The sequence below is a fragment of the Streptomyces sp. NBC_01451 genome (assembly GCF_036227485.1).
Lineage (GTDB): Bacteria > Actinomycetota > Actinomycetes > Streptomycetales > Streptomycetaceae > Streptomyces.
In genome coordinates, this window is sequence record NZ_CP109479.1 from 6,373,612 (window position 1) to 6,396,192 (window position 22,581).

Annotated in this window: 14 protein-coding genes and 3 pseudogenes; 11 read left to right on the forward strand and 6 right to left on the reverse strand. The window is 70.5% G+C overall.

Annotated elements, in window-relative coordinates; translation table 11 throughout:
• The first annotated feature begins 281 nt into the window (after nt 1-281).
• From OG595_RS28025 to OG595_RS28065, 9 genes are all read left to right on the forward strand, one after another.
• Nucleotides 282-2,729, forward strand: coding sequence for a GcvT family protein (locus OG595_RS28025; RefSeq protein WP_329276721.1), 2,448 nt, complete (start codon nt 282-284; stop codon nt 2,727-2,729).
• Nucleotides 2,730-2,894: 165 nt separating this feature from the next.
• Nucleotides 2,895-4,127, forward strand: a complete 1,233-nt coding sequence (locus OG595_RS28030) for a sarcosine oxidase subunit beta family protein (protein ID WP_329276723.1) — start codon at nt 2,895-2,897, stop codon at nt 4,125-4,127.
• Nucleotides 4,128-4,151: 24 nt separating this feature from the next.
• Nucleotides 4,152-7,442 (forward strand): sarcosine oxidase subunit delta family protein, encoded by a 3,291-nt coding sequence (locus OG595_RS28035; RefSeq protein WP_329276725.1) that lies wholly within the window; start codon nt 4,152-4,154, stop codon nt 7,440-7,442.
• On the forward strand, nt 7,435-8,106 hold the full coding sequence (locus tag OG595_RS28040; RefSeq protein WP_329276727.1) for a sarcosine oxidase subunit gamma: 672 nt from the start codon (nt 7,435-7,437) through the stop codon (nt 8,104-8,106). The genes OG595_RS28035 and OG595_RS28040 overlap by 8 nt, the downstream gene beginning before the upstream one ends.
• Nucleotides 8,107-8,552: 446 nt before the next feature.
• Nucleotides 8,553-11,516, forward strand: coding sequence for a glycosyl hydrolase 115 family protein (locus OG595_RS28045; RefSeq protein ID WP_329276729.1), 2,964 nt, complete (start codon nt 8,553-8,555; stop codon nt 11,514-11,516).
• Between the two features lie 150 nt (nt 11,517-11,666).
• Nucleotides 11,667-12,362 (forward strand): polysaccharide lyase family 7 protein, encoded by a 696-nt coding sequence (locus tag OG595_RS28050; RefSeq protein ID WP_329276731.1) that lies wholly within the window; start codon nt 11,667-11,669, stop codon nt 12,360-12,362.
• A gap of 143 nt (nt 12,363-12,505) precedes the next feature.
• The gene (locus OG595_RS28055; RefSeq protein ID WP_329276733.1) at nt 12,506-13,684 is read left to right on the forward strand and encodes an NAD(P)/FAD-dependent oxidoreductase; all 1,179 of its coding nucleotides are present in this window, start codon (nt 12,506-12,508) and stop codon (nt 13,682-13,684) included.
• 72 nt (nt 13,685-13,756) lie between these two features.
• Nucleotides 13,757-14,650, forward strand: coding sequence for an RNA polymerase sigma-70 factor (locus OG595_RS28060; RefSeq protein WP_329276735.1), 894 nt, complete (start codon nt 13,757-13,759; stop codon nt 14,648-14,650).
• A 277-nt stretch (nt 14,651-14,927) separates the two neighbouring features.
• Entirely contained in the window at nt 14,928-16,061 is a 1,134-nt protein-coding gene (locus tag OG595_RS28065; RefSeq protein ID WP_329276737.1) for a hypothetical protein, read from the forward strand.
• 461 nt (nt 16,062-16,522) lie between these two features.
• Here the strand turns inward: OG595_RS28065 and OG595_RS28070 are convergent, their stop codons facing one another.
• Nucleotides 16,523-16,996 carry a hypothetical protein gene (locus OG595_RS28070; protein WP_329276738.1) on the reverse strand — a complete coding sequence of 158 codons (474 nt, stop codon included), beginning with the start codon at nt 16,994-16,996 and terminating at the stop codon, nt 16,523-16,525.
• Nucleotides 16,986-18,434 (reverse strand): MFS transporter, encoded by a 1,449-nt coding sequence (locus tag OG595_RS28075; RefSeq protein WP_329276740.1) that lies wholly within the window; start codon nt 18,432-18,434, stop codon nt 16,986-16,988. Before OG595_RS28075 ends, OG595_RS28070 begins: the two co-directional genes overlap by 11 nt.
• Nucleotides 18,435-18,683: 249 nt before the next feature.
• Here OG595_RS28075 and OG595_RS28080 point away from each other — a divergent pair, with 249 nt between their 5' ends.
• Nucleotides 18,684-19,568 carry a helix-turn-helix transcriptional regulator gene (locus OG595_RS28080; RefSeq protein ID WP_329276741.1) on the forward strand — a complete coding sequence of 295 codons (885 nt, stop codon included), beginning with the start codon at nt 18,684-18,686 and terminating at the stop codon, nt 19,566-19,568.
• Nucleotides 19,569-19,618: 50 nt separating this feature from the next.
• Here OG595_RS28080 and OG595_RS28085 read toward each other — a convergent pair.
• Both OG595_RS28085 and OG595_RS28090 read right to left on the reverse strand, forming a co-directional pair.
• Nucleotides 19,619-19,952 (reverse strand): annotated as a pseudogene (locus OG595_RS28085) (HNH endonuclease); the annotation flags it as partial.
• 327 nt (nt 19,953-20,279) lie between these two features.
• Nucleotides 20,280-20,535, reverse strand: a pseudogene (locus OG595_RS28090) (hypothetical protein); the annotation flags it as partial.
• A 215-nt stretch (nt 20,536-20,750) separates the two neighbouring features.
• Between OG595_RS28090 and OG595_RS28095 the strand changes: the two are divergent.
• Nucleotides 20,751-21,188, forward strand: coding sequence for a hypothetical protein (locus tag OG595_RS28095; protein ID WP_329276743.1), 438 nt, complete (start codon nt 20,751-20,753; stop codon nt 21,186-21,188).
• Between the two features lie 89 nt (nt 21,189-21,277).
• On the opposite strand, the pseudogene OG595_RS28100 reads toward OG595_RS28095, so the two are convergent.
• Together OG595_RS28100 and OG595_RS28105 are read right to left on the reverse strand one after the other, a co-directional pair.
• A pseudogene (locus tag OG595_RS28100) lies at nt 21,278-21,517 on the reverse strand (SulP family inorganic anion transporter); the annotation flags it as partial.
• 664 nt (nt 21,518-22,181) lie between these two features.
• Nucleotides 22,182-22,478 (reverse strand): hypothetical protein, encoded by a 297-nt coding sequence (locus OG595_RS28105; protein WP_329276745.1) that lies wholly within the window; start codon nt 22,476-22,478, stop codon nt 22,182-22,184.
• Nucleotides 22,479-22,581: the final 103 nt, after the last annotated feature.

A 22,581-nucleotide genomic window follows, 5' to 3' on the forward strand; every position in this document is an offset into this window, starting at 1 on the left:
CGCCGACTGCCGGGCTTTGGTGTGCCTGGAAGGACGAACCCCGGCAGGCACCCTCCAGCCCGTCCGGCGTTTGAGGACGAGGCCCGTTCAGCGCCGTGGCGGGGGTCCCGGGGCGCAGCCCCCGGGGATGGGAACGGGTGAGGGCGGCGGGGGCGAGAACGGCCGGTGACCCTTGACACCCACCTGCACGGCAGGCACATTGAGTTGCGCAACCTGAGTCATGTTGCGTAGCTAGCAACTGACACTGAGGGCCTGGACTGGTTTCAACCGGAGGTGCGGCGATGGCGGGACCCCGAGTGGTCATCATCGGAGCGGGCGTCGTTGGCGCGGCACTCGCGGACGAGATCTCCGCGCGAGGCTGGACCGAAGTGACCGTGGTCGACCAGGGCCCGCTGCCCGCCACCGGGGGCTCGTCGTCGCACGCCCCGGGCCTGGTCTTCCAGACGAACTCGTCCAAGACGATGACCGAGCTGGCCCGCTACACCGTCGAGAAGTTCTGCTCCCTGGACGTCGACGGCAAGCCCTGCTTCCTCCAGGTCGGCGGCCTCGAAGTGGCCACCACCCCCGAGCGCCTCACCGAACTGCACCGCCGCCACGGCTGGATCACCGCCTGGGGCATCGAGTCCCGCCTCCTGACCCCCGACGAGTGCGCGGAGCAGCACCCCCTGCTGAACCGCGACCGGGTCCTGGGCGGCCTCCTGGTCCCCACGGACGGCCTCGCGAAGGCGGTCCTCGCCGTGGAGGCCCAGATCCGCCGGGCCACCGAGCGGGGCGTGACCTTCCTGCCCCGCCACGAGGTACTGGACGTCCAGCAGACCGACGGCCGGGTCACGGGCGTCCTCACCTCCGAGGGCGAGATCCCGGCCGACATCGTCGTGTGCTGCGCCGGCATCTGGGGCCCGAAGATCGCCCGCATGGCCGGCCTGAACCTCCCCCTCACGCCCCTGGCCCACCAGCTGGCCTGGACCGGCCCGGTCCCCGCCCTCGCGGGTCAGACCGAGGAGGCGGTACGCCCGATCCTGCGCCACCAGGACGCCGACCTCTACTACCGCGACCGCTTCGACGCCATCGGCATCGGCTACTACGGCCACCGCCCGATGCCGGTCCCGGCCGACGACATCCTCTCCTTCGACGAGGCGGACACGGCCGGCGGAATGCCCTCGGTGCTGAAGTTCACCGAGGACGACTTCGAGCCCGCCTGGACGGAGACCCAGTCGCTCCTCCCCGCCACGAAGGACGCGAAGGTCGAGGAGGGCATCAACGGCCTGTTCTCCTTCACCACCGACAACTTCCCGCTGCTGGGCGAGTCCCCGGACGTCAAGGGCTTCTGGGTGGCGGAGGCCGTGTGGGTGACCCACTCGGCGGGCGTGGGCCGGGCGATGGCCGAGCTGCTGGTCGACGGCTACTGCTCCTCCTTCGACCTGCACGAGTGCGACCTCAACCGCTTCGAGCCGCACCAGCTGTCCCCCGAGTACGTCCTGGCCCGCGACTGCCAGAACTTCGTCGAGGTGTACGACATCCTCCACCCCCTCCAGCCGTCCGGGCACCCCCGCCCGATCCGCACCAGCCCCTTCCACACCCGCCAGCGGGAACTGGGCGCCTTCTTCCTGGAGGCCAACGGCTGGGAACGCCCGCAGTGGTACGAGGCCAACGCGCCCCTGGTGGAAGGCCGTTCCGTCCCCACCCCGGGCGACTGGGCGGCGCGGTACTGGTCGCCGATCGTCGGCGCCGAGGCCCAGGCGACCCGCGAGACGGTCGCGATGTACGACATGACGGCCCTGAAGCGCCTGGAGGTGACCGGCCCCGGTGCCGGCGCCTTCCTGGAGGGCCTGACGACCAGCAAGGTCGCCAAGTCGGTCGGCTCGGTGACGTACACCCTGCTCCTGGACCACGACGGCGGCATCCGCAGTGACGTCACCGTCGCCCGCCTCGGCCGCGACCTCTTCCAGGTCGGCGCCAACGGCAACCTCGACCTCGACTGGTTCACCCGCCACCTCCCGGCCGACGGCACGGTCCAGGTCCGCGACATCACGCCCGGCACGTGCTGCATCGGCCTGTGGGGCCCGCTGGCCCGCAAGGTCCTCCAGCCCCTGACGGACGAGGACTTCTCCAACGACGGCCTCAAGTACTTCCGCGCCAAGCGCGCCTACATCGGCAGCGTCCCCGTGACGGCGATGCGCCTGTCGTACGTCGGCGAACTCGGCTGGGAGCTGTACACCACCGCCGACCAGGGCCAGAAACTCTGGGACACCCTCTGGCAGGCGGCCCAGCCCCTGGGCGGCATCGCGGCCGGCCGCGGCGCCTTCAACAGCCTCCGCCTGGAGAAGGGTTACCGCTCCTTCGGCACCGACATGACGTACGAGCACGACCCGTACGAGGCCGGCGTCGGCTTCGCCGTGAAGCCCGACAAGGGCGACTTCGTCGGCAGGGAGGCACTGGAACGCCGTAGGACGGACGTACGCCGGAAGCTCACCTGCCTGACGATCGAGGACCCGCGGTCGGTGGTCATGGGCAAGGAGCCGGTGTACGAGGGCGACCGGGCGGTGGGCTATGTGACGAGCGCCGCCTACGGCTACACGATCGGCAAGGGCATCGCGTACGCCTGGCTGCCGGCCGAACTGGCCACCCCTGGAACCACGTTGCACATCGGCTACTTCGACCGGCGCGTGGAGGCAGTGGTCGCCGAGGAGCCCTTGTTCGACCCGACGATGTCCCGCCTCCGTGGGTAGGCGCTCCGCTGGAGGGGCGGCGGGGGGTTGTCGGTCCGCTGCGGCGCCGTCGTGGCTGGTCGCGCAGTTCCCCGCGCCCCTACAGGGCGCTGCCCAGCCGCACCCGGCTTCGCCGGTCCCGCTCAGGGCCCCCGGCCCACTCACCGCAGAAGACGGAGAAGCGCGATGAGCCCCCGTACCCCCGGCGCCGAGCTGCCGGAGCACCCCGACTGGCTGTGGCGCACGCCCGAGCCGAAGCGCTCGTACGACGTGATCGTCGTGGGTGGCGGCGGGCACGGCCTCGCCACCGCCCACTACCTGGCGAAGAACCACGGCATCACCAACGTCGCCGTGCTGGAGAAGGGGTGGCTGGCGGGCGGCAACATGGCCCGCAACACCACGATCATCCGCTCCAACTACCTGTGGGACGAGAGCGCGGGCATCTACGAGCACGCCCTGAAGCTGTGGGAGGGCCTGGAGGAGGAGCTGGACTACCCCATCCTCTTCTCCCAGCGCGGCGTGCTGAACCTGGCCCACAGCCTCCAGGACGTCCGTGACAGCGTGCGCCGGGTCGAGGCCAACCGCCTGAACGGCGTGGACGCGGAGTGGCTCGACGCGGACCAGGTCAAAGAGGTCTGCCCGATCGTCAACATCTCGCCGGACGTGCGCTATCCGGTGCTGGGCGGCACCTACCAGCCGCGCGCCGGCATCGCCAAGCACGACCACGTGGCATGGGGCCTGGCCCGCTCGGCGGACGCGGCCGGCATCGACATCATCCAGAACTGTGAAGTGACCGGCCTGGACGTGGTCGCCGGCAGGGTGGTCGGAGTGCAGACGACCCTGGGCCCGATCGCGGCGGGCAAGGTGGCGCTGTGCTCGGCGGGCCACACCTCGGTCCTGGCGGCGATGGCGGGCATCGAACTCCCGCTCCAGAGCCACCCGTTGCAGGCCCTCGTCTCCGAACTCCTCGAACCCGTCCACCCGACCGTGGTGATGTCCAACGCGGTCCACGTGTACGTCAGCCAGGCCCACAAGGGCGAGTTGGTGATGGGTGCGGGCATCGACTCGTACAACTCGTACACGCAGCGCGGCGCGTTCCACATCATCGAGGAACAGATGTCGGCGGCCCTGGAACTCTTCCCGGTCTTCGCGCGGGCCCATGTGCTGCGCACCTGGGGAGGCATCGTCGACGTGAGCCCCGACGCCTCACCGATCGTCGGCCTGACCCCGGTCGACAACCTGTACCTCAACTGCGGGTGGGGAACCGGGGGCTTCAAGGCCACCCCGGGCGTCGGCTGGGTCTACGCCCACACGATCGCCCACGACACCCCCCACGCCCTCAACGCCCCCTTCTCGCTCGACCGTTTCACCACCGGCGCGCTCGTCGACGAGCACGGCGCCGCCGCCGTGGCCCACTAGGGACCCTCAAGGGAGCCGAACGACATGCTGCTCATCCCCTGCCCGTGGTGCGGGCCCCGCGACGAGGCCGAGTTCCACTACGGCGGCCAGGCACATGTGGCCTACCCGGAGAACCCGTCGGCCCTGACCGACGAGGAGTGGGCCCGGTACCTGTTCTTCCGCGACAACCCGAAGGGCCCCTTCGCCGAACGCTGGAACCACGGCGCGGGCTGCCGCCGCTGGTTCAACGCGGTACGTGACACAGGGACGAACGAGATCCTGGCGGTGTACCGGGCGGGCGAGGAGCGCCCGACCACTTCGGCTGCTGCTTCTCCTGGGGTCACCAGTCAGCCCCGGCCCGCATTTTCAGCCCGTCCGGCGATCGAGGACGAGGCCCTTTCAGGGCCGACCGGGGGCCTGGGGGCAGAGCCCCCAGAACTTTCGGGAAGGGGCGGGGTGGGGGAAGGCTCCCAGCCGTTCAGACTCCCCACCCGAGGGCGACTCAACCGGAACACCCCCCTCACCTTCACCTTCGACGGCACCGAATACCAGGGCTACGAGGGCGACACCCTCGCCTCCGCCCTCCTCGCCAACGGCGTCATCCACACAGGCACCAGCATCAAACTCGGCCGCCCCCGAGGCATCTTCTCGGCAGGCGTCGAGGAACCGAACGCCGTCATCCAGATCGAGGCCCCGTTCCCCGAACCGATGCTCCCCGCCACCACGGTCGAGCTGTACGACGGCCTCGCGGCCACCAGCCTCCCCGGCCAGGGCCGCCTCGCCACCACCCCCGACCCCGCCCGCTACGACGCCGTACACGCCCACTGCGACCTGCTGATCGTCGGCGCGGGCCCCGCAGGCCTCGCAGCCGCCGCCGCGGCGGCCCGTACCGGCGCCCGGGTCATCCTCGCCGACGACCGCCCGGAACCGGGCGGCAGCCTCCTGGGCACGGCCGAACACCTCGACTGGGTGGCGGCGACCGCGAGCCTCCTGGAAGCCGCCCCCGACGTGCGGGTCCTGCCCCGCACCACGGTCTTCGGCTACTACGACGACAACCACCTCCTCGCCGTGGAGCGCCGCACCAACCACCTCGGCGCCGCCGCCCCCGGGAACGTCTCCCGCGAACGCGTCTGGCGCATCCGCGCCCGCCGCGTCGTCCTCGCCACCGGCGCCCACGAGCGCTCCCTGGCCTTCGCGGACAACGACCGCCCCGGAGTGATGCTGGCCGCCTCGGCCCGTACGTACGTCAACCGCCACGGCGTCCTGCCCGGCCGCAGGGCGGTCGTGTTCACCACGAACGACAGCGCGTACGCGGCTGCACTGGACCTCACCGCGGCGGGTGCGGAGGTGAGGGCGATCGTCGACACCCGCCCCTACCCGGGGGAGTGGGCCGAGCGCGCGAGGGCGGCCGGGATCGAGGTACTGGCCGGACACGCCGTCGTCGGCACGGAAGGCGGCGCAGAAGTCGGTACGGAAGCCGACGCGCGTCTGACCGCCGTGACAGTCGCCCCGTACACCGGCGAGCTCGCCGGGGCCGGAGCGGCCACGGACCAGCGGGAGTTCGCCGCTGACCTGCTCCTGGTCTCCGGCGGCTGGAACCCGGTGGCCCACCTGTTCAGCCAGGCAGGCGGCAGACTCCGCTACGACGACGCGCTCGGCACCTTCGTCCCCGACAGCTGCCGTCAGGCGGTCGAGGTCGCGGGCAGCGCGACCGGCGCCCCGGACCTGCCGACGGTCCTCGCCCAGGGCGTGGGCGCGGCCTCCCGCGCACTCGCGGCGGAGGGCTACGCACCCGAGGCGCCCCGCCTCCCCGTCCCCGACCCGGCCGCGCAACCGCACACCCCGCCCATGCACGTGTACGCCATCCCCGACGCCTCCGACACCCGCTCCTTCGTCGACCTCCAGCGTGACGTCAGCGTGGACGACCTGGCCCGCGCCACCGGCGCCGGCATGCGCTCGGTGGAGCACACCAAGCGCTACACGACGGCGGGCACCGCCAACGACCAGGGCAAGACGTCCGGCCTCCTGGCCGGCGGGATCGTCGCCGCACTGCTCGGCGTCGACATCTCGGCGCTCGGCACGACCACGTTCCGGCCGCCGTACACGCCCGTCGCCTTCGCCACCCTCGCGGGCCGCGACCGGGGCGCGCTGCACGACCCGATCCGGACGACCGCCCTGCACGCCTGGCACGTCGAACAGGGCGCGCTGTTCGAGAACGTCGGCCAGTGGAAGCGCCCCTGGTACTACCCGCGGGCCGGCGAGGACATGGAGACGGCCGTCCTGCGCGAGTGCGCCGCCGCCCGGGACGGCGTGGCCTTCATGGACGCCTCCACCCTCGGCAAGATCGACGTACAGGGCCCGGACGCGGGTGTCTTCCTCGACCTGCTCTACACCAACATGATGAGCACCCTGAAGGTCGGCATGATCCGCTACGGCGTGATGTGCCGCCCCGACGGCATGGTCTTCGACGACGGAACCGTCATCCGCCTCGCCCAGGACCGCTTCCTGGTCACCACGACGACGGGCAACGCCGCCGCCGTACTGGACTGGATGGAGGAGTGGTCCCAGACCGAGTGGCCGGACCTGCGCGTCCACTGCACGTCCGTCACCGAACAATGGGCCACGGTGGCCCTCGTCGGCCCGCGCTCCCGGGACGTCCTCGGCTCCCTCGCGCCCCAACTGGCTGTGGACAACGCCGACTTCCCCTTCATGGCCTGGCGCGAGACATCCGTCGCGGGCATCGACGCACGCGTGTGCCGGATCAGCTTCTCCGGCGAACTGGCCTATGAGATCAACGTGTCGCCGTGGGAGGCCCGCGCCCTGTGGGACGCGCTGTACGAGGCCGGCGCCCCGTACGGCATCACGCCCTACGGCACGGAGACCATGCACGTCCTGCGTGCCGAGAAGGGCTACCCGATCATCGGCCAGGACACCGACGGCACCGTCACCCCGCAGGACCTCGGCATGAGCTGGGTGGTGTCGAAGAAGAAGCCCGACTTCATCGGCAAGCGGTCGTACGCCCGTGCCGACGCGGTCCGCCCCGACCGCAAGCACCTGGTCGGGCTGCTCCCGGACGACCCCGGCACCTTCCTCCCCGAGGGCACCCAACTGGTCGCCGACAGCGTGCTGCCCGCACCGCCCGTCCCGATGCTCGGCCATGTCACCTCCAGCTACCGCAGCGCCGCCCTGGGCCGGACCTTCGCCCTCGCCCTGATCAAGGGCGGCCGGGAACGGATGGGCGAGCGCCTGTACGCCCCCGTGGGTGACCGGCTGGTCCCGGTGACCGTCGCGAGCCCCGTCCTCTACGACCCCGAGGGAGCCCGCCGAGATGGCTGACACCACCACCCTGAGCGCCGCCCCGCCGCACGGCGCCCCGTCCTCCTTTTCCTCCCCTTCCCCCGTCTCCGCCCTGTCGCCGGTGTCCCCGCTGGCGCACGAGGCCGGTCGCCTGGCCGCCGCCACCCGCGCCTCCGGGGGCGCGGTCCGGCTGGCCGAACTCCCCTTCCTGACCCAGCTCGACGTGCGCCTCGACTCCAAGGGAGCGGCGGCGGACGCGGTCGGGCTCGCGCTGGACCTCCCGCTGCCGGTGGCCCCCAACACCGTCGTCCGCGCGGGGGAGCTGGTCGGCCTGTGGCTGGGCCCGGACGAGTGGCTGCTGGTGGGGCCGCCCGGCAGCGAACGGGACCTGGAGAGCCGGATCAGGGCGGCGGCCGGAGACGAACCGGTGTCCGTCACCGACGTCTCCGCCCAGCGCACCACGCTCCTCGTGACGGGCCCCCGCGCGCGCGACCTGCTGGCCCACGGCTGCGCCCTGGACCTCCACCCGCGTGCCTTCGGCCCCGGCCGCTGCGCCCAGACGACCCTGGGCCGCACCCAGGTGGTGCTGGTCGCGCGTGACGAGCCCAGGGCCGGCTTCTGGGTACTGGTCCGCGCCTCCTTCGCCGGCTATCTGACGGACTGGCTGCTGGACGCGGCCACGGAGTACATGGCGCCGGAGTAGTCGCTGCGCGGTCGGTGCGCGGTGCGCGGTGCGCGGTGGGCGCACGGTCGGCGTGCGGTGGATGCGCGGTGGGTGTGCGGTCGGCGTGCGGGGATGAGCGGTGGGTGTGCGGTCGGTGCGGGGTCGGCGGGCGGCCGGTGCACGGCCCGCTGGGACGGGCCCGCCGACGTCGATCGTCTGGACGGGCGGGCCGGGCCTGTCCTAGGGTGCGTGATGCACGCAGCAAGCGCTTTCTTGCTGTGTTGTCCAGCCGTGCTTTCCAGTCCGCCCATGCCAACGCAACTCATCGCTCAGCTCCCTGACCGGCTGCGCGAAGAGCCGATGGGGGGCTCTGGGCAGAACGGGAGCGTCTCGTGCCGCACCACGACCCCCAGGACCGGTCACCGCAACCCCAGTCTCCCCCTGACCGGTCACGCCCATGGACCCGCAAGTCGTTCCTGCGCGGAATGGCCGCCGCCGGAGTGACCCCACTGCTCCCCGGGCTGCTCGCCGGAACAGCCCACGCCGCACCCGCACTCCGGCCCGGCAGACCCGAATTCCCGCTGGCGCGCGGCGGATTCGCCACCGACGTGTACGTGGACGCGGCCGACGACCCCGCCGTGCTCCGCGCGGCCGGGGACCTCCAGGCGGACATCGAACGGGTCGGCGGCGTACGGCCGCGACTGCTGCACACCGTCCCCGGGCAGACCGCGGGGCTGGTCGTGATCGGCACGATCGGCGCGAGCCCGCTCATCGACGGGCTCATCGCCAAGGGCCGCCTGAACGTCTCCCGGGTGAAGGGGCGTTGGGAGGCCTCGATCACCCAGGTGGTCGACCGTCCGCTGCCCGGGGTGGACCGCGCGCTGGTGATCGCGGGCAGCGACCGGCGCGGCACGATCTACGGGATCTACGACACCTCGGAACGCATCGGGGTCTCGCCCTGGTACTGGTGGGCCGACGTGCCGGTCGAGCACCGTGACGAAGTGACCGTGCCGGCGGGCCCCTTCACCCGCCACGAGCCGTCCGTCCGGTACCGGGGCATCTTCGTCAACGACGAGCAGAACCTGACCACTTGGTCCCACCGCACCCAGGAGCCGGACAAGAACATCGGCCCCGAGACGTACAAGCACGTCTTCGAACTGCTCCTCCGCCTCAAGGCCAACTACCTCTGGCCGGCCATGCATCCGTACTCCGACTTCTTCAACAAGCACCGCGAGAACCCCGAACTGGCCGAGCGCTACGGCATAGTCGTCGGCTCCAGCCACCCGGAGGCCCTGCTCCGGAACGGCGTCCACGAGTGGGACCCGTGGGCGGCCGAGCACCGGAACGCCGACGGCAGCCTGCCGGTGTACGACTACACGGTGAACCCCGGTGTCATCTCGGACTACTGGAGAGCCCGGGCCCGCCAGAACGCCGCCTACGAGAGCAGTTGGACGCTCGGCATGCGCGGCCTGCACGACACCGCGCTGGAGACGAAGTACGCCACGACGATCCCCGAGAAGGTCGTGGTGATGAACGACATCATCGCCGACCAGCGCCGCATCCTGGCCGAGGAGGTCGGCCAGGCGGCCGAGCCGCAGATCTTCATCCCGTACAAGGAGGTCCTGGACCTGTACAACGCGGGCGTCCAGGTACCCGACGACGTCACGCTCATCTGGCCGGACGACAACCACGGCAACATGCGCCAACTGCCGGACGACACGGAGCGGCGGCGCCCGGGCGGCAACGGCATCTACTACCACCTCTCCTACTGGGGCCGCCCGAAGAGCTACCTGTGGCTGGACACCACCCAACCGGCCAAGGTCTGGCAGGAGTTGCGCCGGGTGTACGAGCACGGCGCCGACCGTATGTGGATCTTCAACGTGGGGGACGTCAAGTCGATCGAGAACGGGCTGTCCTTCGCGATGGACGTCGCCTGGGACGTGCACCGGTGGAGCGCGGACTGCTCGGACGCGGACGACGGAGAGCGTGCCGAGGGCGTCCAGGGCGTCGAGGGCGTCGAGGGCTTCCTGGTCGAGTGGGCGGGCCGCCAGTTCGGGCAGCGCCACGGCCGCGAGATAGCCGCGATCCGCACCGAGTACTACCGCCTCGCGGCGGAACTGCGCCCGGAGTTCATCGCCAAGGGCCTGCTCTCCGTGGTCCACCACGGCGACGAGGCGGGCCGCCGGACGGCGGCGTACGAGCAACTGCTGGAGCGGGCAAGGACCTTGGGGTCCAAGCTGCCCGAGGCCTACCGGGACGCCTACTTCGAACTGGTCGAATACCCCGTCCACGGGGCCTACTTGATGAACCTGAAGTACTACTGGGCGGACCGCAACGCGCTCGCCCTGCGCCAGGGACGCGGCGCCGGGACGAACCGCTTCGCCGACCTGGCCGAGGCGGCCCACACCACGGAGGCCGCGCTCACCAAGCGGTACAACACCGAGGTGGCGGGCGGGAAATGGGACGGGATCGTCAACCCGTACCCCTCGCAGATCCCGAAGGCGCCGGGTCGCCCGGCCGTCAGCAGGGTCGCCCGCCAGGAGACCTCGGGCCTGGGAGTGGCGTCGGAGGGCAACGAGACGGGAACGGCCCGCCAGCTGTCCTTCTTCTCCGGCACCCGGGACCGACGCTTCGTGGACGTCTTCAACACCGGCTTTCTGCCCCTGAGCTGGACCGCCGAGGCGAGTCACCCCTGGGTCCGGCTGAGCGAGTCGGGCGGCTCCCTGACCGACCAGACCAGGGTGTGGGTGGAGATCGACTGGGACCGGGTGCCCGAAGGGACGTACGAGGCGACGGTCACCGTGAGCGGGGCCGACGCCGGCCGACGTGTCGACGTACCGCTGAGCGTGCGCAACGACGCCGCAGGGGTCCGGCGTTGGAGAAGCGGGTTCGTCGAGGCGCACGGATACGTCTCGATCGACGCCGCGCACACCGACCGCCGGGTGACGCGCGGCGGGGCCCGCTGGCGGACCGTACGCGGGCTGGGCCGTCGTAGCGGCGCGGTGGAGGCGGTGCCGTCGACGGCGGCGCCCATCACGGCCGACTTCGCCGTGCGCGCACCGGAGTTGAGATACCGGGTGCACTTCGCCAGTACCGGCACCTTCCCGGTCACCGTCCTCCGGTTGCCGTCGCTCGACGAGCGGGGCCATCGGCGGGTGGCGCTCTGCCTCGACGACCAGCCGGTGACGGTGCTGTCGGGGCAGTCCGTCGCCACCGGCAACCGGGGCGACGCCTGGGCCCGCAACGTGGAGGACGGCGTCGAGAGACTGACGGCCACGGTGAGCGTCACCGAACCCGGCGAGCACGAACTGCGGCTCTTCATGGTCGACGCGGCGATCGCCGTGGACCAGATCGTCATCGACACGGGCGGACTGCCGGTCAGTTATCTGGCCCCGCCGGAGAGCTACCACCCGGTGTTCAACTCCGGCCTCCGGGAGAAGCAGCCGTAGCGAGGAAGGTGGCGTACATCGGATCTCTCTTGGACTGGACCTGAGCGTTGACGCACGTCAATGCCAGTTCTACGCTCCTTCGAAAGATAGATCCGATGGCTCGCCACCTCTCCCAAGTCTCTCGTACCCCTCCCGGAAGGCTGATTTGACATGCCCATGACTCCATCGAGGCGTACGGTTCTGACCGCCGGAGGCTTACTCGCCGGCGGCGCCGCCTGGTCGACGACCCGGTCGACGGCCTCCGCGGCTTCACCGTCCGCCACCGCGGCGGCGTCCCCCACGGACGGCTGGACGAGGACCACGTTCACGTACGCCATGCAGAAGCCGTGGAACCTGGCCCTGGGTGACCGGTACGGCAACAGCGGCGGCGTCCACCGCATGTGGGTGTACGACACCGACGAGCCCATGTCGCAGGGCAGTTCCACGGACCCGCGCACCGAGATGCGCTGGCAGCGGCAGTACACGTCCGGCCGCCACATGTGGGACGCCGACGTGTACCTCCCCGCCGGCACGAACGGCGCGACCTTCGTTCAGATCCTCCGCGTGATCCACCCCGAGGGCACCCCGGCCACCGACTTCATGCTCAACGCCTACAGCGCGAACGGCGGCACGGTGCGGGCGTACGACCGCACGGTCCTCAAGACCAACGCGTACGACCAGTGGTTCAACGTCAAACTCGCGCACAACGCCTCGGCGGGCGGCGTAGAGGTCTATTTCGACGACGAGTCGGTCCTCGTGACAGAGGACCGCGGCCCCGCCACCCGCCACTTCAAGAACGGCGTCTACCACCACGGCACCGGACGGGCCGAGGCCCGCTTCCGCAACATCACGTACTGGACGCGCTGAGTCGGCGACGGCCTCCGGAGGCGCGTGGTCATCGGAGCGGGGTGTGACCTGCTTCACATCGGTGACCTGTCACGTGCGGTGCGGGTTGCTTGTCCCATGGGCGTCACCGGTACCGAAGCCGGTGCCCGACCTTGGGAGACCCGATGAACAAAGGCCACCGCATCGTCGTTCTCGGCGCCGGCTACACGGGCCTGTTCAGTGCCATCCGGCTGGCCCACCGCACCCGCCGGACCGGCGTGATGATCACCCTGGTCAACCCCTCGGACAGGTTCGTCGAGCGACTGCGGATGCATCAGATCGCCGCGGGGCAGGAACTGGCCGACCACCGGATCCCCGACCTGCTCGCCGGGACCGGCGTCACGTTCGTCCAGGGCGCCGCCACCGCCATCGACCCCGAGGCCCGGCAGATCACCGTCGACGGCGCCGAGACCCTCGGCTACGACACGCTCGTCTACGCACTGGGCAGCTCGACCGACACCGGTAGGGTCCCCGGCGCCGACACCCAGGCGTTCACCCTCAACAACCCGGAGACCGCCGGTCGGTTGGCCACGCGACTCACCGAGGTCGCCGCGTCCGGCGGCACGGTCACCGTCTGCGGCGGTGGCCTGACCGGCATCGAGGCGGCCACCGAGATCGCCGAGAGCCACCCCGGGCTGGGCGTCACGCTGATCAGCCTGGACGAGCCCGGCGGCATGATGGGCGCCAAGGCCCGCGCCTATCTCCACGGCGCGCTGGACCGCCTCGGCGTCACCCTTGAGACCGGCGCCCGTGTCACCAAGGTGCTGCCCGACGCCGTCGAACTGGCCGACGGCAGGCTCGTCCGCTCCGACGCGTGCCTGTGGACCACCGGCGTCAAGGTGTCGCCGCTCGCCGCCGACGCCGGGATCGCCACCGACGACCGTGGCCTCATCCTGGTCGACGCCACCCTGCGTTCGGTTTCCCACCCGGAGATCCACGCCATCGGCGACGCCGCCGCCGTCCGGCTGGCCTGGGGACAGATCCACGGCACCTGCCAGAGCGGCCTGCCCACCGCCCAGTACACCGCCGACACCATCGCGCGGCTCGTACGCGGCAAGGCCGTCAAGCCGTTCCGCTTCGGCTACTTCCACCAGCCGGTCAGCCTCGGCCGCCGTGACGCCGTCATCCAGTTCACCAAGGCCGACGAAACCCCCCGCCGCACGCACCTCACCGGCCGGAGCGCCGCCGCGTACAAGGAGATGGTCAGCGGCAGCCCGCTCACGACCTACCGGTTCAGCAAGCGCATGAACGTCACCACCATCGTCTCCAAGGGCGGCCGGGCCACCCGCAAGCCCGCGGCATGACGGGCGCGTCGGCAGTCGGCGCCATGATCCCGGACCTTGCCGCCCTGGTTTCGGTGCTGGCAGCATGAGCCGATGGCCGACGCCAAGGACGAGCAGGACCCGTACCTCGAACACCGCAGGCTGCTGTTCGCCACCGCCTACCGCATGCTGGGCAGCGTCACCGACGCCGAGGACGTCCTCCAGGACACCTGGCTGAGCTGGCGCACCGCGGACCGCGACACGGTCCGCCACCCCAAGGCCTACCTGGTGCGCACGGTCACCAACCTCTCGCTGAACCGCCTCACCTCCGCACGGGCGACCCGCGAGACCTACGTCGGACCGTGGCTCCCCGAGCCCCTGCTGACCTCACCCGACATCGCCGCGGAGACCGAACTGGCCGACAGCGTCTCCACCGCGATGCTCGTCGTCCTGGAAACCCTCAGCCCCGTCGAACGCGCCGTCTTCCTGCTCCGCGAGGTCTTCGGCTACTCGCACGCCGAGATCGCCGAGACCCTCGAACGTCCCGAGCCGACGGTCCGCCAGATCGCCCACCGCGCACGCGCGCACGTCCAGGCCCGCCGCCCCCGCTTCGACGCCGACCAGGCCCGGCGCCGACAGGTCACCACCCGGTTCATGGAGGCCTGCGCGGGCGGCGACCTGAACGCCGTCATGGAACTGCTCGCCCCCGAGGTCACCGCCTGGTCCGACGGCGGCGGCAAGGTGACCGCCGCCCGCCGCCCCCTCCACGGCACCGACCGCGTCGCGCGCTGGATCGTGGGGTTCCTGGCCAAGCCCGAACTGGCCGCCCTCACCATGGAGCCGGCTGTCATCAACGGCGAACTCGGCGTCCTGGCCACCCTCGCCGGACACACGGTCGGCGCCCTCTCGTTCGACCTCGCCGACGGCCGCATCCAGAACCTGCGCTTCCAGGTCAACCCCGAAAAGCTCAGCGGCCTGACCCCCGACAACAGTTTGGCGCGACCCTGAAGCGTCCAGCGGCCTGTCGCCTACGACGCCGAAGAAGATCCTCGTCTGCCCTCGTCTGCCCTCACCTGCCCTCACCTGCCCTCACCGGGACAGTCGTGACGACGTGGTCGTCCCACGCCGACCGCAGCCCCATGCCGCCGACAGCGCAGGTCGCACGGGCCAAATCCTTTTTGCAGACGGCCCCATTCCCTCGCGCGGACGGTTCCTTGCTGGCAGGCTCGGACACGTGACGTACGTAGTGACTGTGGACACCTGCATCCCGGAGGGAACTCGGGAGATGGACCCGCTTCAGCGCGCCGGTGCCGTGGCGCTCATCGAGGACGGATTCGGCTCTGTCCGGGCCGTCGAAGGGCCCGACGGTGTGAAAGTCGATCTTCTGGACACCATGGTGGCCGTCCATCCCGGTGGTGCCCTTCTGAAGGTCGTCGTGGACGCTCCCGCACTGGAGGCCGCCGAGGAATCGGTGCAGGCACTCGTGGACGAACTGCTGGAGCGCTCGGAGCTGTTGGCCGACTGGACGATCGAGCGCTGCGAGGTCGAACTGCACCAGGATCTGGCCAGGGAGAGCCTTGAGGCAGCCGAGGGTCCGGATGTCCCGCCCGATGATCCCGCTGCCCGGAAGGCCCGGCACACCGACGGCCCAGCAGCCGAAGGCACCGAAGGGGGCTACGACGCCGAGGCGAAAGCCGCGGCGGTGCGAAGCCGGATGCTGGGGCTGGCGGACGAACTGCGCTCCTTCCCTCCGGTCATGTTCGGCGTGATCGACAACGAGGACGACGAGGACGACGAGGACGGCGAGAACGACGAGAACGACGAGAGGGAAAACAGCAATGACAGGTTCGCTGTCCCGCCGGAAAGCGCCAGACTTGCCGCCGGTGCCTTGGTCTACGCGACCGACATCCTGGTGGACGAGCTGTTCGAGGACGTGCAGATCCTGACACAGGAGGAGGCAAGCGTCGCGGAATGCGAGGGTCCCCTGTGGCACCTGGAGCGCCTTCCGGACCGGTACGCCCTCCAGTACGACGCCCGCTTCGCCCGTCGCTTCCTGGTGACGGTGATCGCCATGACCACCCGCTTCACCGATGGGAGCTTCGAACGACTCAGCTGCGTCGCCGAGGAACTCGCCCTGAGATTCCTCCTGAGCCAGGCGACCATGACCCTGGAGCTGTACGAGCTGCTCGACGACGACGTGTCCTCCGCCCTCGACGCGCTCGCCGGCAATGTCTACGAAGACATGGACCACGAGTGGCTCTACGACGCCTCGATGGACGGGATCGGCGAAGCCTCCGGGAGCGCCGCGTTCGGAGTCGCGCCGATGGCACTCGATTCGTGGTTCACCCCGTTCGACGAGGGCAGTTGCGTCCATCCGTCCGCGTCGGACGAACCCGAACCCGAAGCGGCAGTGCAGTGAAGCTTTCCGTCGAGCAGGGGGCCTGAAGGCGCTGTCCTGCGTGCGGCCGACCTGCTGAGTTCGCCGGGCTGGCGGTTTGACGCTGTCGGACGCGCACTCTCCGCTTGCGAAGCCATGCCGCGCGGGTGGGATCAGCGGCTCCGCCCCGCCGTCCAGCAGCGGACGTATCCCACTGCGGACGTATCCCGACTCTTCGGCGGCCTGGGCCGGTTCGACAGACGCGTGCAGGGCGTCCGCGGACGAGAAGCCCCCGCCGATGGGCGCCTGGTCCAGCACCGACAGACGCAGCGCCGTGGACGGCGCCATGGGGAACCCCTCTCATTTCCCCGCCCGGGCGATGGCGGGCACGATCCGGTAGTCACGCTGGAGACCAGGTTGTGCAGGCCGCCGGCGGCGATGGCCCGCAGCGCGGGTACCTCGCGCGGGTAACTCTGCCTCCGCCTGCTCGGGCGTGAACCCGTTCAAGGGCCAGTCGTGGGCGGTCGCGCCCCGCAGACAGGGTGGTGAAACCCGCCCCCGTAGTACGTCGGCGACGTGACCGTAGCGATCTCGGTCTCGCGCTGCTCCGGCCACGACAACGTCCAGGACGCTCCGAGGCCGCCGTCCCGGATGCGCCGGACCCCGGTCGCACCGGCCTCGCCCTCGCCGGAGAACAGAGCGACGAGGAACAGAGCGACGTCGAGCTCGTGTCCAAGACCTGCACGGCGTAGGGGGAGCAGTTCGACGGGCCGCCGGAAGTGCCGTTCCTTACCGGGGCGGGACACTGTGTCGCCGCCCTTGCCGTGGCTGCCGTCATGCAGGTCGGCGAAGTGCCGGGCCATTGCCGACCGGTCATCCCACTCGGCTGCCTCGCGCCGAGGGTCGTCGAGGCGTCCGGAGGTGGAGGGCCGTGGGCAGGCGTCCGGCGGCTCGTACCGCCCGTCGTCAGTGCGCACTCGACCGGGCGCCGCGCAGGAACAGGGCGCTGGTGAGGGTGCCGAGGAGCACGATGGCGGCGTTCACAGCGATCGCGACCTTCAGACCGCCGAGGATGGCCGCGGCCCCGCTGCCTGTCATGGCAGCGCTGGTGATGGCGCTCATGATGGGCGTACCCATGGTGATGCCGACCTGCTGGGTCATGGTGGCGAGGCCGGTTGCCAGGCCCTGTTCGTGATCCGCGAGCCCCGACGTGGCGGTGACCATGAAGCCCACGATGACGAGCATGTTGCCGATGCCACCGGCGAAGGTGGCGACCAGCAGCAGCCACATCCACGAGCGGTCGTCACCGAGACCGAGCAGGGCGACGGTGAACACGGTCTGCAGGATGCCGCCCACGATCAGCGTCCGCCTGGTGCCGGTCTTCCCGATGACCCGCGGGGCCATGGAACCGCCCACGATCGTTCCGATGCCCAGGACGCCGAAGGACAGGCCGGCGGCGAGCGGGGAGAAGCCGAGCACCTCCTGGAGGTAGAGGGTCAGCAGGAAGACCAGCGAGGTCTCGGTGAGGAACGCGATCAGACCGGCGACGTTGCCCCAGGCCACGGAGCGTTTGCCGAGCACGCCGAGCGGGACCAGTGGCGCGGACACCTTGCGCTCGACGGCGTAGAACACGAGCAGCAGTGCCACGCCCGCCGCCAGCGGCAGCAGCGCGTCGGCCGAGCCCCAGCCCTTCTCGCCGGCCTGGGTGAGGCCGAGGACGATGGCCAGCAGGCCGAGCGTGACGCTGATGGCGCCGGGCAGGTCCAGCTCCGGACGCTTGTCGGGACGGGATTCCTTGATGACCGTCGGGGCGATGACCAGCACGGCGAGGGCGACGGGCACGTTGATGAAGAACGCCCAGCGCCACGACAGCAGGTCGGTCAGCAGGCCGCCGAGGACGGCTCCGGTGGTGAACCCGGCGGACATCAACGCCCCGTTGAGCCCGAGCGCCTTCTCGCGCAGCGGACCCTCCGGAAACGAGGTCGTCAGGAGCGACAGCCCGGCCGGGGTGACGGCGGCGGTGGCCAGACCCTGGCAGACGCGGGCCGCGATCAGTACCTCCGGGCTCTGCGCCAGGCCGCCCGCAAGCGAGGCCGCGCCAAGGAGGACGAGGCCGCCGAGAAACAGCCGGCGACGGCCGAACAGGTCCGCGACCCGGCCGAAGAGCAGCGTGAAGCCGGCAGCGCACAGAGCGAACGAGGTGGCGATCCACTGCAGGTGCCCGAGCGAGAAGCCCAGGCCCTCACCGATCACAGGCAGTGCCACGTTCAGGATGGAGAAGTCCACGGCCAGCATGAACTGGGAGGCGAGCAGCAGCACCAGCACCAGCCGGAGTCCGGGTGTGAGCACGGTTGGCGCGGTGTCGGCGGCGGTGCCGGACGCGGTACCGGCAGCCTCCGAATCAGTGACAGACATGACGTCGGGTCCTTTTCCTCAAGGTTCCTGATGGTTCCTGACACCCGCGCGCACTGGGTCGCATCACGCGCGGTTACGGAGAGGAGGCTCGTCGATGCCGGGACCGCCAGCCAGAACCCTGTCTCGCGCAGCCGGCGGGAGGGTAGTCATCGCAGGACCACCCTCACGGCCCCCGTCCCGCGGCACAGGTGGGCATGATGGGAAGTCAGTGGCCACGGCCTGCCGCACTCCGCCCACCTGGAGGCATGGATGGACGCCCCTTCCGAGCTGGGAGACTTCCTCAAGTCCCGCCGTGCCGCGCTGCGTCCCGAGGACGTCGGCATCACTCCGTACCCGAACCGCCGCCGGGTCACCGGCCTGCGCCGCGAGGAGCTGTCGATGCTCGCCGGTGTCAGCATCACCCACTACACCCGGCTCGAACAGGGGCGTGCCCTCAGTGCCTCCGACGGCGTGCTGGAGTCGATCGCGCGCATCCTGCGCCTGTCCGACGACGAGACGGCCCATCTGAAGAACCTCGCCCGCCCCGCCGTCGCGTCGTCCAGGCCGGCTCCGCCCCGGGTGGCACACGCCGACGCCTCGGTCCGGCAACTGCTGGCGGCCATGACCGACATACCGGCCCTCGTCCTGGACCGGCACAACGACGTCCTCGCCTGGAACCGGATGGGGCACGCCCTGCTCGCCGGACACCTGGCGCCCGAGAGCCCGGACACCCCGGCGACCCGCCCCAACCTGACCCGGATGCTCTTTCTGGACGAGCAGTACCAGGAGTTGTTCACGAACTGGAACGAGGAGGCTCAACTCGGCGTGGCCTCCCTGCGCCTGGTCGCGGGCCAGCATCCCCACAACCGTGCCCTCGCGGAACTCATCGGCCAACTCACCATGAACTGCGACGAGTTCGCATCCCGCTGGGCCCGGCACCCGGTACGAACCTGTACGTCCGTGGTGAAGCACCTGCGCCATCCGATGGTCGGCGCGATGGACCTCAGCTTCGAGAACCTCGTCATCCCCGGCGCTTCTGGCCAGCGACTCATCGCTTACACGGCCGAGCCCGGCTCACCGTCGGAGGCGGCGCTGCGGCTTCTCGGCAGCGTGACGGCTCCGGTGGTGGAGGACCCGACGACGGTACGCCGCTGACGCCCTGCCGAAACCGCCACAGGGCGAGGCGAGGCTCCAACGGGTGCCAAGGCGTGGACGGGGAGTGGAGTGCCGTGGAAGACCTGGCTGGTGTGCCAGACGCGGTGGTCGGCCGGGGCAGGGGAACGCTTGGCTACGGGCCTATGAGCCGACGCCCCGCGAGGGCGACGACATGCTCGCGGGCGGGGAGGCTGTGCCCGACGAAGTGCCGGGAGACGAGGATGCGGTGGCCGTCGTCGAAGAGTCTGTGGTGCAGCGAGCAGAGGCACAGCCCGTTGTCGATGTCGTCGGGTCCTCCGAAGGCCCCCCAACGTATGGGTGCCGCTTCGGAGGACCCAACCGGAACCGTGCCGATCCTGTGCCGCCGTAGCCGCAGAACGCGCACCCGCCAAAAGCCGTGCAGAACCGCTCTCAACCGGACTGCCGCGCTCTCCACCAGGAAGTCGGTCCGGCCTCGCGCCGCCGCGCTATCGTGCCTACGGGCATAGCCCTGACCAGCAAAAACGTTCCCCGGAGGGAGGATGCAAGCGACGTGCGTGCAGAGCGCCCCCGGCAGGACTCGAACCTGCGGCCAAGCGCTTAGAAGGCGCTTGGCGAGGACATGGCTGCTGTGGCTTTGACCTGCCCTTACGTAGCGCCCTTATGGGCCGTCAGTGAACCTTCCGGCATTTTCGGGAAGGCTCCGCAGGCCGCGGCTGCTGACGGGTGTCTGGATGGCCTGCGGGACACCTTTCGAACCTGGTCTATCAGGGTCGCCGTCTCTCCGGAGGCCAGCCGCACCGACAGATCGCAGGCGTCGGGATCGTCAGTGCGCCCACACGGAGCCCTGGCGAGCGCCGGAGCTTTAGGCACAGTGCGCGCTCAGGGTCCGTGAGCCGTCGTGGTGGGCGACGACCGACAGACGGCGCTGTTCCCGTGTCGTCGGGTCATGGCGCACGCCGATCCCCGGCAACGGCGTACTGCTCAGGCGTGGAGCACCTACGACTGCCCCCTGTCTGGTTTGGGTGTTACCTCGGACAGCTGTTGGTGCCACCCTAGCGAGCGTCTGCATTCGGCCACGGAAGTGCGGCCGAGGGCCAAGTGGGAGAATCCGCGTCCAGGGGGCCGAGGGTAACGGTCGCCGGGGGCGGCCGATGCCTCTCTCTCCGCCGGCACCCGGAAGGTCTGGAAGGAGACGTCAGCATGATCGAGTGGGTGTCTCTCAGTACCGGGGCACGGCCCGTTCCCCGGCCGGTCGCCACGCCGCTGGTGTGGGCTGCGGCCTTCGGCGGTGCCCTGGCGCTCGGGGCGCTACTCAACACCCTCATAGGCACTGACCAGCCTGAACTCGCCCTGCTGGCGCTGTCCCTGCTGGCAGCCCTGCTGGGTCTGTGCGCCCGCTTCACCGCGGCCCCCGGTACGGCCGTGCTGTGCTGGTTTTTCCTCAACGGCTTCGGCATCCCGCCCGCGGGCACCCTCACCTGGGCCGGACACCGCGACACGTTCTGGCTCGCCTGCCTGCTCGCCGCAACTCTCGTGGGCACGGCGCTGGCCCGCCTGCTCCATGCCCGCGCCGCCTACCGCCGTATCGCCGAGGGAGTCGTGGCGACAGAGCCGGGCGACCGGCCGCGCCACTTCTGACCTGCGTCTCGGGCGTACACGCAGAAACGGATGGGGCTGTCTCATCCGAAGGCGAGGTGCTGCGCCACCACCTGTTGTGCGTACTGCGGTCAGTGGCCGGCCCCGGTGAGTTCGCCGCTGAGGGTCTTGGGGATGCGGGCGCTGGGTTCGTGCAGGCCGATGATCTCGACGGTCTTGCCGCGCTGGGAGTACTTGGTCTCGATGGCGTCGAGGGCGGCGACGGAGGAGGCGTCCCAGATGCGAGCGGCGGTCAGGTCGACGACCACATTGTCGGGGGCTCCCGCGTAGTCGAACTGGCCGACGAGGTTGTTGGAGGAGGCGAAGAACAGCCAACTGTGCCCCGGTGACGGCCACCACTCGCGCGGCCAAGTTCGGCCAGCCTACGATGAGCTGGCGCTGTATCGCCCTGGCGATCTTGTCCTCTACCCTACTGTCCGGCGGGGGAACCATGGCCGGGTTGGGCTCTACACCCGCCGGCGTGACCGGCGCTTGCCGATACAGATGCGCCACTGAGTGCTCGTGGCGGGGACCGAAGCCCCCGCTGGCGTGGGAACAACACGATGCGCGTCGGCATCCGCTGCGGCGTGCCGCACGGGAGGAACGGGACGATGAAGCAGAGGGTGGCGCGCTGGTGGCCCACGACACGATCGGTTCTCGCATGGTGGGTGTGTGTCACGCTCGTTCTGTGGCTGTTGGGCATGGCTCTCGGACAGCCTGCAGGGATCTTCCCCTGCGCTGCGTCCGCGGGGTTGCTGGTGGCGATCGGGGAAACGGGCGACTGGGTGCGACGGCGGTGGAATGCGCGCCGCCACGCCGGCTGAGTCCCGGTAGCCCACGCCGCCCTTGAGCTTCCGGCGCCATCATTCCTGCGGTTCTCCATTGAGGCTGGGGTCCGCACTGTCGGTTTCCGGGAAGGTCGACGACCTTCCTTGGGCCGCTCTGTGTCAAGACTTCAGGGAGCGGGTCCGTATGCGTCGATGGCAACTCACACGCTCAAACCATTGTTCCCGATGAGGCATGGCGATCTGCCTCATGCCTGTACTGGCGGCGTTTGCGGATTTCCCTGAGAGACAGAACAACGACCGCGAGGTTCAAGGGGAAGGCGACGGCGTTGGCCACTTGCGGGATGTCGAAGGCGCGCAGCGCGCTTGCTCCAGCAGCGATCAAAAAGAGTGCGAGCGGCAAGAACCTGCGCCATGTCGGAAGGTCCCGTGTCCGGGCGACCGTGACAGAGCACCACAGGGCGAGGCAGAAGAAGGCGATCCCGAAAGCAGCGACGGCGGGAACCATGCGGGGCATCTCCACGAGGGAATCCGAGGCAAACGCGGTGGACGACGCAGCCTGCGGCTTTGCGGTTGGGACAGGGCGGGCGCTCCGCGACAATCGCCGCGGA

Excerpts from the sequence above, each read along its gene's own strand:
- OG595_RS28025 (WP_329276721.1), top strand. The coding sequence starts at position 282 with ATGGCGGGACCCCGAGTGGTCATCATCGGAGCGGGCGTCGTTGGCGCG.
- OG595_RS28030 (WP_329276723.1), top strand. The coding sequence starts at position 2,895 with ATGAGCCCCCGTACCCCCGGCGCCGAGCTGCCGGAGCACCCCGACTGG.
- OG595_RS28035 (WP_329276725.1), top strand. The coding sequence starts at position 4,152 with ATGCTGCTCATCCCCTGCCCGTGGTGCGGGCCCCGCGACGAGGCCGAG.
- OG595_RS28040 (WP_329276727.1), top strand. The coding sequence starts at position 7,435 with ATGGCTGACACCACCACCCTGAGCGCCGCCCCGCCGCACGGCGCCCCG.
- OG595_RS28045 (WP_329276729.1), top strand. The coding sequence starts at position 8,553 with ATGGCCGCCGCCGGAGTGACCCCACTGCTCCCCGGGCTGCTCGCCGGA.
- OG595_RS28050 (WP_329276731.1), top strand. The coding sequence starts at position 11,667 with ATGCCCATGACTCCATCGAGGCGTACGGTTCTGACCGCCGGAGGCTTA.
- OG595_RS28055 (WP_329276733.1), top strand. The coding sequence starts at position 12,506 with ATGAACAAAGGCCACCGCATCGTCGTTCTCGGCGCCGGCTACACGGGC.
- OG595_RS28060 (WP_329276735.1), top strand. The coding sequence starts at position 13,757 with ATGGCCGACGCCAAGGACGAGCAGGACCCGTACCTCGAACACCGCAGG.
- OG595_RS28065 (WP_329276737.1), top strand. The coding sequence starts at position 14,928 with ATGGACCCGCTTCAGCGCGCCGGTGCCGTGGCGCTCATCGAGGACGGA.
- OG595_RS28075 (WP_329276740.1), bottom strand. The coding sequence starts at position 18,434 with ATGTCTGTCACTGATTCGGAGGCTGCCGGTACCGCGTCCGGCACCGCC.
- OG595_RS28080 (WP_329276741.1), top strand. The coding sequence starts at position 18,684 with ATGGACGCCCCTTCCGAGCTGGGAGACTTCCTCAAGTCCCGCCGTGCC.
- OG595_RS28095 (WP_329276743.1), top strand. The coding sequence starts at position 20,751 with ATGATCGAGTGGGTGTCTCTCAGTACCGGGGCACGGCCCGTTCCCCGG.
- OG595_RS28105 (WP_329276745.1), bottom strand. The coding sequence starts at position 22,478 with ATGGTTCCCGCCGTCGCTGCTTTCGGGATCGCCTTCTTCTGCCTCGCC.